The organism is Reichenbachiella versicolor (assembly GCF_003171675.1).
Lineage (GTDB): Bacteria > Bacteroidota > Bacteroidia > Cytophagales > Cyclobacteriaceae > Reichenbachiella > Reichenbachiella versicolor.
The window spans coordinates 31,323-46,653 of record NZ_QFZQ01000006.1 but is presented as its reverse complement, the minus strand read 5'-3'; the positions used below and the strand labels follow the sequence as shown (position 1 = coordinate 46,653).

General features: G+C 38.8%; 8 protein-coding genes. 2 read left to right on the top strand and 6 right to left on the bottom strand.

The features are described from left to right. Window positions 1–147: a hypothetical protein gene (locus tag DKG80_RS21170; protein WP_162555869.1), complete on the bottom strand. Its 147-nt coding sequence runs from the start codon at window positions 145–147 to the stop codon at window positions 1–3. A 974-nt stretch (window positions 148–1,121) separates the two neighbouring features. Here DKG80_RS21170 and DKG80_RS12860 point away from each other — a divergent pair. Then, window positions 1,122–4,583, top strand: coding sequence for an Ig-like domain-containing protein (locus DKG80_RS12860; RefSeq protein ID WP_109831768.1), 3,462 nt, complete (start codon window positions 1,122–1,124; stop codon window positions 4,581–4,583). A 325-nt stretch (window positions 4,584–4,908) separates the two neighbouring features. Here DKG80_RS12860 and DKG80_RS12855 read toward each other — a convergent pair whose 3' ends face one another. Together DKG80_RS12855 and DKG80_RS12850 are read right to left on the bottom strand one after the other, a co-directional pair. After that, complete coding sequence (locus DKG80_RS12855; RefSeq protein ID WP_162555868.1) at window positions 4,909–5,370, bottom strand: hypothetical protein; 462 nt, start codon at window positions 5,368–5,370, stop codon at window positions 4,909–4,911. Window positions 5,371–6,225: 855 nt separating this feature from the next. Next, the gene (locus DKG80_RS12850) at window positions 6,226–8,325 is read right to left on the bottom strand and encodes a sulfatase-like hydrolase/transferase (RefSeq protein WP_109831766.1); all 2,100 of its coding nucleotides are present in this window, start codon (window positions 8,323–8,325) and stop codon (window positions 6,226–6,228) included. A 195-nt stretch (window positions 8,326–8,520) separates the two neighbouring features. Between DKG80_RS12850 and DKG80_RS12845 the strand changes: the two genes are divergently transcribed. After that, a complete protein-coding gene (locus DKG80_RS12845; RefSeq protein WP_109831765.1) occupies window positions 8,521–8,850 on the top strand; it encodes a helix-turn-helix domain-containing protein in 330 nt (109 codons plus the stop codon). Window positions 8,851–8,970: 120 nt separating this feature from the next. Here DKG80_RS12845 and DKG80_RS12840 read toward each other — a convergent pair whose 3' ends face one another. The 3 genes from DKG80_RS12840 to DKG80_RS12825 all read right to left on the bottom strand — a co-directional run bounded on the left by DKG80_RS12840 (window position 8,971) and on the right by DKG80_RS12825 (window position 15,330). Continuing rightward, window positions 8,971–10,593, bottom strand: coding sequence for a T9SS type A sorting domain-containing protein (locus tag DKG80_RS12840; RefSeq protein ID WP_109831764.1), 1,623 nt, complete (start codon window positions 10,591–10,593; stop codon window positions 8,971–8,973). A 541-nt stretch (window positions 10,594–11,134) separates the two neighbouring features. Then, window positions 11,135–13,696 carry a glycoside hydrolase family 2 TIM barrel-domain containing protein gene (locus DKG80_RS12830; RefSeq protein WP_109831762.1) on the bottom strand — a complete coding sequence of 854 codons (2,562 nt, stop codon included), beginning with the start codon at window positions 13,694–13,696 and terminating at the stop codon, window positions 11,135–11,137. A gap of 200 nt (window positions 13,697–13,896) precedes the next feature. Beyond that, window positions 13,897–15,330, bottom strand: a complete 1,434-nt coding sequence (locus DKG80_RS12825) for a carbon starvation CstA family protein (protein WP_109831761.1) — start codon at window positions 15,328–15,330, stop codon at window positions 13,897–13,899. Window position 15,331: the final 1 nt, after the last annotated feature.

Sequence of the window (15,331 nt, the reverse complement as noted above, 5' to 3'; positions counted from 1 at the left end):
CTAATAGCTATTTACCAAAGTAGACAATTCATTGAAAGCGGTGTCTAGCTCAGGAGTTCCTGCTATCTGTCTATGTGCAGTCAGCATGTTAAACAACGCTTTGAGAGTCTTTTCCAGTGCCGGAGCTTGGTTGTAGAGCTTTAGCAAAGAGACAAAACGTCTTATGCTCTAGCAGATACAGGTTTTTGGGGTTGAGACTTAACTTATGACAGTATAGGAGTGTGTTATGGATTTAAGTATTTGTATTATGATAAATGAGATGATTATTATGGTAATCAAGTTGTGTATTATGATAGTGTAGATTTATGTTATGGTTATTCGGAAGTAGATTATGATAATCTAGTTGTATGTTATGGATACTAAGATTTTAGTTATGGTAATTAATCAGAATGTTATTGATATATAGAGGTTGATTATTGATCATAAGTTGAACAGCTGGCTATTCATAATACAATGCCTGAGACCGATAATAAATCACTTGACCTTAAATCGCCGTGTGATAGCCTGTTAGGTTTAATTCTCCGATCCTTGGATTGAGTCGAATGCTTATAAAATCTTGAGTACACCTAGTACTATTTGAGAGTCTTAGATGGTAATGGGTAGGGTTTGCTGATAAACTCTCTCTTGCTCTATATATATGGAATCCATAGGGTGGTTTTACAAAATAGTGTGTTTGAACAGCTCAGCAATATATTTTGATAGGTCTCACAAATGAACTTTACACCAACTATTACTCTACTTTCTTGCTTGACCAAGTAAGTAACAAGGAAGTCAAGTCTGTAAATCAGAAGGCCTAGGTAAGAACCATTATGAAGAGGGAATTCTTAATGGGGTTGATTTTAGTTCACCACTCTTATTTTATTAGAAATAAGTCAATAATAAGGTTGTTGTTTTTTCTGTACTGAAATAGTTGTTTGTCTCTTATTAAAAGCTATATTTTCGAAAGATTTGATTAAATTCTATTGTTATTCATGCATATGATTTTGTGTGGGTAGTAAATAACAGTTTAATTATTTTTTTAATAACAAGTAATCACATCCGTAACGAATCCCCAATAGTATTTAGTTTAAATCTATTTTTTTACAAACTCTATCACCAGCTATTAAACCATTTACAAAATTATGATAATCAGTACATTTCTAAGACGAGAAGTTCGTCTGATCAGGCATAGCATGGTCAAAGTTTTCAAGTATAGTCTGTTACTATGGGCATGCTTTTTTATGATGTCAGCTTTGCAAGCGCAAACTCCACAGTGGGTGCATGATGACATTTATAGTTATTCAGGAGAAACGAGTGCTGTGGCAACAGATGCCGCTGGCAATGTATATGTAGCATCTTCGGTCACTACTCACAGGATGCTTGCAGTGAGCAAGCTCAATTCCTCTGGAACTCTACTCTGGTCAGATACACTTGGTCTCTATAATTCCACTGACGGAAGTGAGGCTATTAATGGTACTCAAGAGGTTCTTGTGACGAATATGTTAGTGGTAAACGATGGCGGTACTGAGCGCTTATTTGTCGGCTTTGCTTCAGAGACAATATTATTTGGAAGGCGATCGCCTGCTATTTGTGAATTCAACCTCGGTACTGGTGCTCTCATTCAAGGGTTCTCTTACGAACAAACTGGTATGAGCCGGAATCTTTCTGATTTCAAAGTAGGACAAAATAATACCCTATTATTATTGGCTTGGGACGCATTGTTTACCATAAACTTGAGTGATCTCAGCATTAGTCAACAATGGAATCAGGCAACTGATCCTGCTTTGACAATTGTAAAAACCGATATATCTGGTTATCAGGGAGGAAGTAGTTCCCCTGACTTTTTTGGTTCCAAGGCTAACCCTACTGCAGCCAGTATGCCATTTTTTACAGGGTCACCTTTAGCAAATACTGTAGCACCTACAGATGCCACTAATTATACATTTCCTGCCGAGACTGCGTTCACATTTGGGGTTACCATTTTTCCCAATTTTGACAATATTAATCCTGTGGCAATGACAAGCAGCACAACACCGTGGAGCGGTGCAACCAGTGTTATATTCAGATCCGTTGTCGAAACTTCTGAGGGCCTGTTTGTTCATTTTACCCAAGATTTAAGTAGCAGTTCTCACCAAGGTATAGCTAAAATGAGCAAGACTGACGACTATTCAGTAGAATGGGGAAGGCTTTGGCGGAACCGTAATGACTATGGTGGACTTTTGGCCGATGAAAATAGTAATGTTTATCTATATAGCTGGGAGGACCATTATGCATTGCATAGTTTTAACTTGGATGTCATGGCAAATAAGTTTGACAAGAATGGTAATACGATATGGAGCAAACTGTATGGTGTCGGAACGGGCAATGGTAACGAAGTAAACTGGCGCGGTACCGCAGTAGCTATTGACCAAACGAATCAGGAAATAGCGTTAGCATTATATACCGATTCGTACAATTTAGGAAACCCAAGTTCGCTGTTGCTCAGTACCAACTACGATGGGGTTATTCAGAACTATACTTTTTTGAGCATAAGTGGGCAATCAAGGGCACCTTCTGCTACAGTGCTAGATGGAAATGGCAATGCTTATGTGTCGTATAGTAGCTCTCTTAATACTGGAGGTACTGCTGGTGTGTTTAAGGTCAATACAGCCACAGTGTTCAATAATCCAACTATCGAGAGTACAGCATTGGCAGCAGACAACAGTTACATAGATGTTACTTTCAATCAAGCTGTCTACAATACGAATGGAGTAAGCGGTGCCTTAGAGGCTGCGGATTTTAGCCTAGGTGTTTCAGGTGGGTCAGCTACTGCTCCAGAAATTTCCAGTGTAAAGAAAAATGACAATACTGCCGAAGGCTCTGCTTCCGCTTTGACAGGCGGTGAGACAGTGGTTAGAATATTTTTCAGTGTAACCGATACACCTAATGGTTCTGAAGTATTGACAGTGACTCCGGTAAGTAATCAAATTTTTGGGGCCGCTGGACTGGTTGCTTCCACTACACAAAGCAATAATACGGTCACTTTGAATGATAAACTTGCCCCTACAGTAACAGGAGTATCTTCTACATTCGCTGATGGTAGTTATAAAGAGTCCGTTGTTATTTTTATGCTGGTTAACTTCAGCGAAGCCGTTACCGTGACAGGTACTCCACAGCTGGAACTAGAGACTGGAACAACAGATCGGACGATAGACTATTCATCAGGGTCTGGGTCGACTACTCTTACTTTCACCTATACAGTACAAGCTGGTGATGCAAGTACCGATTTGGATTACACTTCTACAAGCGCATTGAGTCTTAATGGAGGTACTATTAATGATGGAGTGGGTAATGCTGCTAATTTGACGCTGGCCACCCCCGGATCCACCAATTCATTAGGTGCCAATAAGGATATTGTGATCGATACCAGTTCTCCTTCTGTCGTTATTTCAAGTCCTGCTGAAAAGACTAGCGGAGCATTTACGGCTACTTTTACTTTCTCTGAAGATGTGACGAGCTTCGCGCTGGAAGATATCGCAGTAGGTAATGGAGCAGCAAGTAATTTTCAATCTACAAGTGCCAAGGTATATACTGCAACGATTACACCCGCAGCAGATGGTGCTGTGACCATTGATGTGGCGGCAGATGAAGCAACAGATGCTGCCATGAACGGCAATACGGCTGCTACACAGCTCAGTGTAACCAATGATGAAACAGCATCTACAGTTCTGGAAGTCACTTCGGATGCTACTAACGGCACTTTCCGCGTGGGAGATATGATTAATATCTATGTCCAATATGATGAAGAAGTAGTGGTAACAGGTACACCTCAGTTGACACTAGAAACTGGAACTACAGACCAATCGATCGATTACGTAGATAGAAGCGTGTCCACGTTGAGATTTGTCTATACAGTTCAAGCTGGTGAAGAAAGTAGTGATTTGGATGTAGTAAGCTCGTCTTCCTTGACATTGAATGGGGGAACTATTAAAGATTTGGTAGGTAATGATGCAGGGTTAACAGTTCCTCAAGGATCGACTGGAGGATCATTAAGTTCAAATAAGGATATTGTAATCGATGCTTTGATTCCTACAATTACAACCTCCGATGCCAATTCGGTGGAGCAATCATCAGCCACTCTTGGAGGTAATGTATCTGATGAAGGAGGCTCATCTGTGACAGATAGAGGAATTATATACTCGGTAACCGCTACTAATAATACGCCCGAAATAGATGGGAATGGGGTGACGAAAGTTGCCAATGGAACAGGTGAAGGTGAGTTTAGTGCGTCAATAACTGAATTGTCCGCAAATACGGAGTATTCCTTCCGAGCGTTTGCAACAAACAGTTCTGGAACAGTCTATGGAGAGGTGAAGACCTTTACGACCTCTGCTGAGGTGACGTCAATTGATCAATCAGAGACATCTGACGTGATAGTATATCCAAACCCTACTTCTGATAAGCTTTATATCAATACGCCTATCAGTGTAGTGGAATTGACTGATGCTATGGGACGTCAGATTAAAAAAGAGGTTACAAATGGAATAATTGATGTGAGCGATTTAGAAAATGGTATTTACTTGATAAATACCCCACTTCAAACCATTCGATTCGTAAAGAATTAATAGGGTTGAAATTCATTGGTATTAATTCTCCATTTCTTAAAGAGGGGAATTAATACCAATATTACTATTAGTAGTCTGGTGTAAGGAATCTATCTTATACAGAAGTATCAAGCAATTGCATCGTGGTGTTCTTAATGTTACTATGTACTCAAGGCTAATCGATACGGTTATAGACAATGAGTGATTGTACTTTGTAGACTTTTACCATTCATAGACTTGATGGCGTAGTGTGATTAAAGATATTGGGTTAGGTTGAATATGGGGGGCGCATCACAGATGCTGTTTACAGATACAATAGCAATGAAATTATAAAGCGGGATTAGTTTTATTTTTCTATTCCAAGATAGCCCTCGGGGTCTTCTCTGAATAAGCTCATTTTCTTTCTGTAGGATGTTAAATATTTAGTAAGAGCTTCAAAGTCCATTTTTCCATTATTCTCAACTGATGAAAACCCAGTAGAGTACTCTATGCTAGTTAAAATCAACTGAATAATTTCTATAGCAGATTTGTATTCTTTTAAAGTTAATTCACTGAATCTATTGGATACTGCTTCAGGGATTTTTTCATCATCCCAAGACATGTATCTAAATAATTCACTTAGCATAATAGCTTTATTCTTAACTTTCAAACCTTGTTTGGTAATACTATCTGCTTCATCAACCTTAGTTCCCCATTCAATATTATCAACGTTGTACCACATCTCATCTGTAGTAGAACCGTGTAGTAAAAATGCAACTCTCATATCTTCAGATACCTCTTCCGTATCATTTGATTTCTGAAAATTCAATGAATATTTTTGAAGAAAATGCAACAATACTTGTTTTCCACTGGGCATAATTTCTTTCTAATGTTTTGAGTTAATGTTAATGCGAACAACCTAGTATGTAACACTCAGTTTTTGTTTTACATAGATACACAATACTATAAACGGCAAGAATCAATTACAAGCGACATTAGATGACATATACCTGTGATCCAGTCATGCTACTGTTATGGTCTAAACTTTTAAACACTGATATACACATTACACATATTTCAACTAAAAAACTGTAAGTAGCTTTTGACAAAGTAAACAATTCCATTCGATCACAAATGTTTTCCGATTGAAACCTATGCTTATATAGAAGTATCAAGCAATTGCATTGCGGTGTTTTTAATGATACTGGGTATTCAAGGCTAACCGATACGATTATAGACAATGAGTGATTGTACATTGTAACTTTTACCATTATATATAATGGTGTCGCGAAAGTGTAGATATTAGGTTAGGTTGAATATGGAGGTCGCATCACAGATGCTATTTATAGATAAAATCGCATGCAATTGCGATCGACAGGTATTTAAGTTATGGTAACTAATCTGGATGTTATTGATATCTAGAGGTTGATTATTGATCACAAGTTGAACAGCTGGCTATTCATAATACAGTGCCTCAGACCGATAACAAATCATTTAATTTTTAAATGAATCTAATCTAAAGTCAAATGGCAGGATTCGTATATGAAACGCGGAGTTTGGGTTGAATAAAGAGGCTCAGGTTGAAATATTATTTGAAATAAAAACAGGAATAACCCACCAGTTGGTTAGGTTATTCCTGTATTGAGTTACTACATCTGCGAGATCTAAATAAGCTCGACAGTACTTATAGTTTTATGATTTTTTGAGAGCTGTACACTTGGTCTCCTTGTACTCTCAATAAATAGACTCCAGATTCTAGATTACTTGTATTCACTTCTGTTTTTTGAATATTACTTAAGGAGATAGATTCTACTAGCTTGCCTGTAGTGGTTGAAAGGATCTCAACTTCCAGCTTGGATACAGGGCGGTTAAATTTTAGAATTAGTCGATTTTCAACAGGGTTTGGATAAATACTGAGATCAATTTCTGTTCTTTCAATACCTGAAACGACATTGGTCGGAGGCTCTGGTTCTGTAGGAGTATCAGGTTCAGTCACTTCATCGGTGCCGTCAGGGGTTACTACTGGTCCTGGAGGCGTACCTTGTTCTATGTAAGGCTGTACTGTTCCAGTAATAGCAAGGGACGCGTCATTGTAAGTATTGTCAAGACCTGGGAACACGGCTGCTGCTGTATTGCCAGCATTGTCCTCACCATACCATAGTATTCTGTGTGGATGCCCATTACCTCTTTCATGGTCAAACCATCCCGGTCCTACATCTTTGAAACTAGCTACCCAGGTAGATCCTTGGTCTTCCAATGATGATATTATTTCACTGACAGGTGTACCGTCTACACTTCCGCTTAGCTGTTGTTCAGGATTGGTATTGACATCAAATAGTTTCCAAGAACCGTTTCCACCTTTTCTACTGATTCGGTAGGGGTATGAAATAATAGCGGCATTGTGAAAGCCGTTTTGAGGTCTAAGTACGAATAAGGCTTCGCCGGGTCGAGCATCTTCTCCAGCGATCATCTTATCCATGAAATCTACTCCGTCGATGGTCTTGGTATTAGGTATAGTTCCTCCCGCTAGATTTACTAGAGTAGGGTATAGATCCAGTGAACTTATCTGGAAGTCATAAGTAGAGGGAGACGATATTTGATCTGGCCAATGTACGAAGAAGGGTACTCGATGTCCTCCTTCATCTACACTACCTTTCAGTGCATTGAGAGGATAGTTCACAGCACCTTTACTGTAAGTGTAACCACCATTGTCACTAAAGAATATGATCAGTGTGTTATCAAAGATATTCTCGTCCTTAAGTTTTTGAACTAGCCTACCGATGTTGGTATCCATATTAGAGACCATAGTAGCATAAGTGATCCTATTTTCGACCAATACATCTATTTGAGCAGCTTGTTCGTCTACAGGAAGCTTAGTGACGGGTCTGGATTGTGTGATGTAGGTACTGTTTCGAATTAGGTTTTCAAAGTTGGGGTTATCAGTTTTAAACTGAGCGATTTCGTTAGCAGGGGCTTGTAATGGGGTATGTGGAGCATTGTAAGCCAAGTACATCATGATAGGGTCATCATCGTCAGCTTTCCTGTCTATGAAATCTATGGCTTGATCTGTGAGTACATCGGTAAGGTAATCGTCCTCAGCGAACTCTTTTCTGTCGACATATTCACGATTTCTTTGAAGAGGATCAAGATATTCGTTCGTATTAGGATTGTCCTTAGGAGTATTGTACAGCGCAGGATTATTGTACTCAGGAGAGTTCTTACTGTATTTGTACCATGTTCCATCATATAAGGATCGGAAATAGTTTTTTCCACCTCCGCCAAATCCGAAGAATTCGTCAAATCCTCTATCCATAGGCTGGTATTTTCCTTCTTGAAAACCAAGATGCCATTTTCCTACCGCCATGGAGTTATAACCTGTTTCGTCTACGTGTCTAGACCAGTAAGTTTCTTCTACTGGAATACCTAATGGTGTCGTGATGTTGTTAGGTAGATTGTATTGTGCACCTATTCGATGAGGGTATACTCCTGTCATGATAGAGGTCCTACTTGGTCCACAAAAAGGATGTGTAACGTGAGCATTGGTACAGATTATTCCAGCTTCAGCTAACTCATCCAGATTAGGAGTCGGTATGATCCCTCTATCCGCAGGGAAACTGGAGTCTCGGTTAAAACCAACATCTGCATATCCTAGGTCATCTGCTAGGATTACAATGATATTGGGTCTGGTACCTTGTGTCTGTGCGTGGGCGATTGGTGTCATCAATCCATACATCATGAGCAGTGTAAATACACTCCTCATGGAGTTTAGTCGTAGTCTTATCATAATTTGTTTTCGTTTAAAGAGTCAAATCCTAGATGGGTATTTAGGATTGTTATTGCCTAAACTATCTATGAGAGAGGATGATCCTTTGACTGAGCGTCCATTATTTTCTAGTATGTAAATATCCGAGCAATACTTGCTAAAAAATGGTTTATAGAGAAGGCTGTTTGTTAGTTAATTGGTATTAAGGCTTTATATATGAATGAATTAAAATCTAGTACTGGAAACTTTCAAGATAGATTTAATCAGGTGCTCAATGATAATCTGTCAGACTGCAATTTTGGGATCCAAGAGCTGATGAGAGAGCTTGGAATCGGAAGATCATCATTGTTTTCTATGGTGAAAAACGAGTTGGGTATCTCACCACTAGAAGCATTGAAGCTAAGGCGTCTTCAAGTCGCTTCAGAGTTACTTAAAAAAGTGACCGGTGTTTCTCATGTTTATGCAAGGGTGGGCTTTAAAAGCGTTGCTCATTTTAGTCGAGCGTTTAAAAAGCAGTTTGGCGTGTCACCCAGTAAGTATGTGTAGAAGATATATGAAAAGAGACTGCTTTTGAGGCAGTCTCTTTTAAAGTATTTACTTAACTATATATTGATGGTAATTAAAAACTCCTAACTGAATTGTTTGGATATGAAGATTCTTCAGGAGTTATTGAACAATGATTTTTCTTCTCTCTACGGTTTGATTGTTCACATTTACTTGTAGCATGTATAGATTGTTAGGCTTAAGTCCCAAATCTATCGATCTGAATACTCTAGAGCCAACAAATGAGTGTTTGGATAATTGGTTTCCAGTGAAATCAAAGACTATGAGTTCTGCCATATCCTTAGATCCCTCAACCAATTCAACGTTGATTATTCCATTAGACACAGGGTTGGGATATAGTTTGACAACCTGAGGCTCTCCCGAGAGTGTTTCGGTTATTTCTCTTGCGTTATTATTACAGTTACCCCTTCTATCATTGTCCCGTGTGATCATTTTACTGATGGCAGGGAATCCAGTCGCATTATTTCTTAATTGTGTAGAGGTAGGAATGTTAATAGTATAGTACCTCTGGTCAGTAGTATTTTGGGTAGTACTGGCTGAATAAACAATCGGAGATATACATGGCCCTTTGAAGAAAGCTCCGTTGTCCATGTTTGGAATCGGTATTGTCCTTAGAATATTAGAGTTGGTTCTAAGTTCACATGGGACGAACGGATGTACTCCATTTTTTACTTGAGCGCTGGTTCCGTACTTGCTAGAGACATCAGTAATTCTAGAGTCTGGATCAAATGTTCCGATGTTAATAGCATTGATCGCAACGTATGCCTTGTCGATTCTAACAGCAGCCATACAGCTAATACCGTTTATTTTTTCTACATCTACCCATCCGTTAGTAGCTCCCCAAGGTTGTAACATAACAGCGGCGTTGCCATTGACTCCTGTGATATTGTATCCAGATATTCTAGAGACCCTTGCTTTGTTTTGGGGAGCGTTTAGACTGCCATTAGCACCTACATCGTCGGATTCGATTCGAAGAGCTACTCCTCCTGTTGCTCTGATGTTTCTAAAGTGTATATGGAGACCGCTTCTGATTTGAATAGCACCATATCCTCCATGAGCACCAGTGATATTAATATTTTGTACCCATCCATCTTGTGCTGCGATCCAATTTTGGTTTTGATCCCTTAATAGAGAGACATTCATAGCAGCGTGAATGGTTACATTGTCTTTGACGAGGGCATTATTGACATAGAAATTTTTGGCACCTTTTACGTTAAATGGCGTCAGTCTAGTTTCTTTGGCTAAATTTCTCATGTCAATAATAAACCTACCTCCGACTCCACGAATACTCACATCTTGGATTCTAGATTTGTTCATTGTACCTATTTTGAAAAGCGAGTGGTTATTTTTATTGGTAGTAACAATTGGTCTAATTACAGCTCCCTTTTCTATAAATAAGTGAATATTAGATTTGAGTTCGATTTCGGAAAACACCCAAATTCCAGATTTAGGGATAGTAATAATACCCCCTCCTAGGTCGTTGAGTTCATCAATCAGTTTTTGTAATTCACCAGAGTCGTTTCCTGGCATGTTAGTCAGTGTCTTTTTTCTTGAACTGGGAATATTTCTAGATTCATCGTCGTAAAACTCTCCTAATTTTCTAAGCCTAGGCCATGTGGATGGAGCGTTGTTGTCATTTTGAGCTATGACTGTTGAACAAATTAGTAAGGAGAAGACAATAATAAGCAGCCTTCTACCTGTAAGGGTATTAGTTTTAATAATCATAATATTTTGGTTTGTAATAAAAAGTAATTCTACGCTGCACTGGTAGAATTATGACTTCAAGATAGGGAGTAGATCTAGAGACTAAATGACTGAGCGTCCAATTGTTTGACTGATGAAAATATCAGCTAAGAAATAGAGAATATTGTATAATAACCCATTGCTTAATACAAGGAAAAGGTTGTTTTAATAGTAGAGTGATAGATCATTGGGTTTAATCCCCCCGATCTTGGGTCAGAGAATTTCATTGGATTTACTTTTAGATGATTACCTTCTTTTATGCACTTACTGAGTAAAATCAGTAGACTGTTTTTATCTGTTGTAATTACGAGTTTACTTATAACTGTTCATTGTGCTATCGAGCTAAGTGCTGATATCGTATTTTGGATGATCGGAATATATAGAAGTAATATCAGGAGTAAAATAAAACCACTCTACCTTTTTAGTGCAGAGTGGTTTGAGTACGAGGTTATTTCTTTTAATCAGGGTATGCTGTCTTAGACATTTAATTACAGAGCGATGTGCACTGTTTTAACGATCCTCTTTAAAGAGAAAATACTTCTACCTTGACTCTGTCAGAGATAACTTTTCCATCTTTATTTTTTGCCTGTATGTAGATCGTGGAGGATTCTTTAGTTGCTTGTATGGCTAATAAACACTTGCCAAATTCTGTCATAATAGTATGACTCTTGAATGTGTTGTATTTATGAGTATTGCCACAATCAGTACCCAAAAATCTATGGTTCCCAGTAATTTCGAAAGTGATATCTTCATCATCATAGTTCACGGCTTTACCAGATTTGTCAACCAACTGAGCTGTCACATGTAGTACATCAGTATTGTTGGCTGATAAGCTTCGTTTGTCAAGAGATAGTTCAATAGACTTCGCAGTGCCAGCTGTTTCTAGAGAAACTGTAGTTATTTCACGGCCTTTTGTTCCTTTGGCTGTGATGTTTCCTTTCTTGTAGTCTACTGCCCACTTGTAGGTGTAGTCTTCTTGATCTTTTAGGAATCGCTTGCCTAGAGAGATACCGTTTTGAAATAGTTCTACGGATTCACAGTTAGAGTATACCTCCACTATGGTTTTTGTACCCTTTTCATAGTTCCAGTGAGAGTTGACGTCTTGCCATTCTCTAGGAGCCAGTTCCCAATATCCTTTCTTCTTTTCTACTACTTCGCCATTTTTATTGACTTTGTAGATTGACTTATCAGCTGTCTGAGAATACATACTGATTACAGGGATATCATCTCTCCAAAGAGATTTGAACATGTAGAACGACCCTCTAGGAAATCCTGCTATATCCAATGGACCATGAGGAGTCACTTTAGTAGGCCAGAAGTCGGCACGACACTCTCCCATATAATCTACTCCAGTCCAAAGGAAGATACCTGAGATATAGTCTTTATCCATTATTGCTTTCCACTCATAGTACCTAGGTACATTTTCAGTACCCATCATCGCTACATCTGGATATGTTTCCTTGAAGTATTCGTACTTGTGGGGTTTGTAACTATAGCCAACGACATCTAGTACGTCAGTGTATCCTGTTTCAAAACTTGAAGTAGGTAGAATACAGTTGGCAGTTACTGCTCTAGTGGTATCCAATTCTCGGGTCCACTTTGCCAGTTTAGATGCTGTGGTTCCTATATCGAAAGTTTGTTTTGGGAATTTTTTCCAGAATTCGCGAACCTGTTCAGGTGTGTGTGGAGGAACTTCAGTTCTCCATAGTGTCCAGTCCATTTTGTCATCTTTATTGGTTTCTTTGAAGATACCCGTGGCTCCTCTGTTACCTGGGTACGTCCACTCTATCTCATTGCCAATACTCCATTGGAATATAGATGGGTGGTTACGACTTGATTTCATAGTATTTTTCAAATCAGTTTCGGCCCAAGTTTGAAAATGTTCGGAATGCCCTCTAGTTATATAGTCGACTTCCTTATCATGCATGTTATAGCGTTTATCTTTAGGTAAATCCCATTCATCATAGAATTCGTTTTGAACCAAGAAGCCAAGTTCATCACATAGGTCTAAGAATTCGTCTGAAGCAGGGTTGTGAGCAGTTCTGATAGCATTACATCCCATATCTTTTAGCGCTTCGAGTCTCCTTTTCCAGACGTCTTTTGGGACGGCAGCTCCTACTAGCCCCGCATCATGGTGGAGACATACACCTTTTATTTTGATGTTCTTTCCATTCAAAAAATAGCCCTTGTCCTTGTCGAAGACGGAAGTTCTGATACCAAACTTTGTTTCACGGGTCTCAAGAGTTCTTCCTTTAGAAACGATTTTGGTTATAGCTTTATATAACACGGGAGAGTCAACATCCCAGAATTCTGGCTGGTCGATGCTTAGTTCCTGTAAAAACTGATCGCTTGAATTAGCCTCAAGGTTAACAGTGGATTTTGTGGTGGTCACTAATTTTCCATTAGGATCCAAAATGTCTGTGGATATTAGAGCCTCTTTAGCTTCAGTATAGGTGTTACTTACTTCTACTTGTAGAGCAGCTGTTGCCTTCTTGTTTGACACCATAGGAGTTGTAATGAATGTCCCCCAAATAGGAATGTGCAGTTTGTCTACTATATAAAGGTGAACGTTTCTATAGATACCAGATCCTGTGTACCACCTAGAGTCTGCATATCTACTATGGTCTACACGGACAGAGATTCTATTTTCTTGACCTTCTGGAGCTAATAGGCTTGTCAAGTCGTAATATATAGGCGCGTAACCAAATGGATGATCGCCAATTTTTATCCCATTGATCCAAAATTCAGCATTGTTATATACTCCGTCAAAAAGGATATAGCATCGTTGATGATTGTTATTAGGCGTATTGAAAGTTTTCGAGTACCAGCCTATCCCTCCGGGCGTAAAGGCAGTACAACCTTCTAGCTCCTCAGAAAAACCTAATTCAATAGTCCAGTCATGTGGCAGATCTAGAGATCTCCATTTACTAGGATCATAGTTGGTCAAATTGTATTGAGAAGAATCGGATAGTGTAAACTTCCAATCATTGTTGAAGTTGACCGGGTTTTCTATCGTTTGAGCTTGAGTTTTAGATCCTGATATAAGAATAGTTAATAGCAAAAAAATGGACAGAACGTATTTCATAATTATTGTCGCCTAGTTTAAAACTTGTATACAAAATTGACTGATGTTGGAATTAAAGGGTTTCTCTAAACTGATAGAATAGTTAACTATTATGTCGTGTTTGTTAGGTCTATTATATATTGATGTTAAAATACATTATGTTTATGGTAATATTTGCACACTGTACTTGATTTGATACTTAGGAATTACTGTTTTTTTATTTAAAGCTTTGTGATTGACCGGTTGTTTAATGGAGATGTTTTGAAGAACCATGTACTTAAGGCTAGGGAAAGTGCTATACCAACAACTATGGATATGTGATAGTCTATTCTAAACCCTATGGGTGCCATCAATATGTACGTGGTCACTACACTTGTCATAAAAGCGGCAGGAATGATTACAAACCAAATAGGCTTACCCATGTATCGTATGTATGCAACAATGCACCATAGTACTACGGTGGCTAATACTTGATTGGACCAGCCAAAGTACCTCCAGATGATAGCGAAGTCAATTTGTGTTAATAAGATTGCGGCTATGAATATTGGTATGGTAATAATCAATCGAGATTTGATTTTGGATTGATCCAACTTGAAGGTATCAGCTATGGTAAGTCGAATACTTCTAAAAGCTGTGTCACCTGAGGTAATTGGGGCAGCTACTACTCCGAAGATCGCCAGCACTCCACCGATCTTTCCTAGCATAGTATTACAAATCATATTTACTACCCATGCGGCATTATGCCCTTTTTCTGCCATAGCCTCACCTAGTTCTCTTACTCCTCCGAAGAAGGCCATTGATGCTGCAGCCCATATCAATGCTACGATACCTTCAGTAATCATGGCGCCAACAAATACTTTTTTCCCGTCTGTTTCATTACAAATGCATCTTGCCATTAATGGAGATTGTGTAGAGTGAAAACCAGATATGGCTCCGCAAGCTATTGTGATAAAGATCAGTGGGAAGATTGGGTTTTGATCTGGTTGGTAGTGTAGATTGCTAAAACTGGAAATAGTTAATTCGGGGATTTGGTAGTCACCAATCATTAGTACGATGAAGATGCCTATTGCCATCACTAATAGAGACATACCAAACAAGGGGTATATCTTCCCAATTAATTTGTCAATTGGGATCATGGTAGCTAGAAGGTAGTAAGCGAAGATAGCTACCATCAGAATTGTAATGTTCAATCCAGTCAGTTGAGTCAGGATAGTAGCTGGCCCTTTGACAAAGACTACACCTACTAGCATTAGTAAGATTACAGAAAATACTCTCATAAAGTGCTTCATTCCTATGCCAAGGTATCGACTTACTATTTCGGAAATTGATTCGCCATTATGACGTATAGATAACATACCGGAGAAATAATCATGGACTGAACCAGCGAAGATTGACCCGAGTACAATCCAGATAAAAGCTACTGGTCCCCATAGTGCTCCAGCTATAGCTCCAAAAATTGGACCGAGCCCAGCAATATTTAAGAACTGAATCAAGAAGACTTTACTCAACTTCATCGGTACATAGTCCATACCGTCAGCCTTTGAGAGAGCAGGGGTAGTGTTGTCATTGTTAGCACCAAATTTCTTTTCTAAATACGTGCCATAGATAAAATATCCAGACACCAATACACCTATGCACACCAAGAATGTGATCATT

Bases quoted from the DNA above. Each gene is read 5' to 3' on its own strand.
- DKG80_RS12860 (WP_109831768.1), top strand. From the start codon at position 1,122: ATGATAATCAGTACATTTCTAAGACGAGAAGTTCGTCTGATCAGGCAT.
- DKG80_RS12850 (WP_109831766.1), bottom strand. From the start codon at position 8,325: ATGATAAGACTACGACTAAACTCCATGAGGAGTGTATTTACACTGCTC.
- DKG80_RS12845 (WP_109831765.1), top strand. From the start codon at position 8,521: ATGAATGAATTAAAATCTAGTACTGGAAACTTTCAAGATAGATTTAAT.
- DKG80_RS12840 (WP_109831764.1), bottom strand. From the start codon at position 10,593: ATGATTATTAAAACTAATACCCTTACAGGTAGAAGGCTGCTTATTATT.
- DKG80_RS12830 (WP_109831762.1), bottom strand. From the start codon at position 13,696: ATGAAATACGTTCTGTCCATTTTTTTGCTATTAACTATTCTTATATCA.
- DKG80_RS12825 (WP_109831761.1), bottom strand. From the start codon at position 15,330: ATGATCACATTCTTGGTGTGCATAGGTGTATTGGTGTCTGGATATTTT.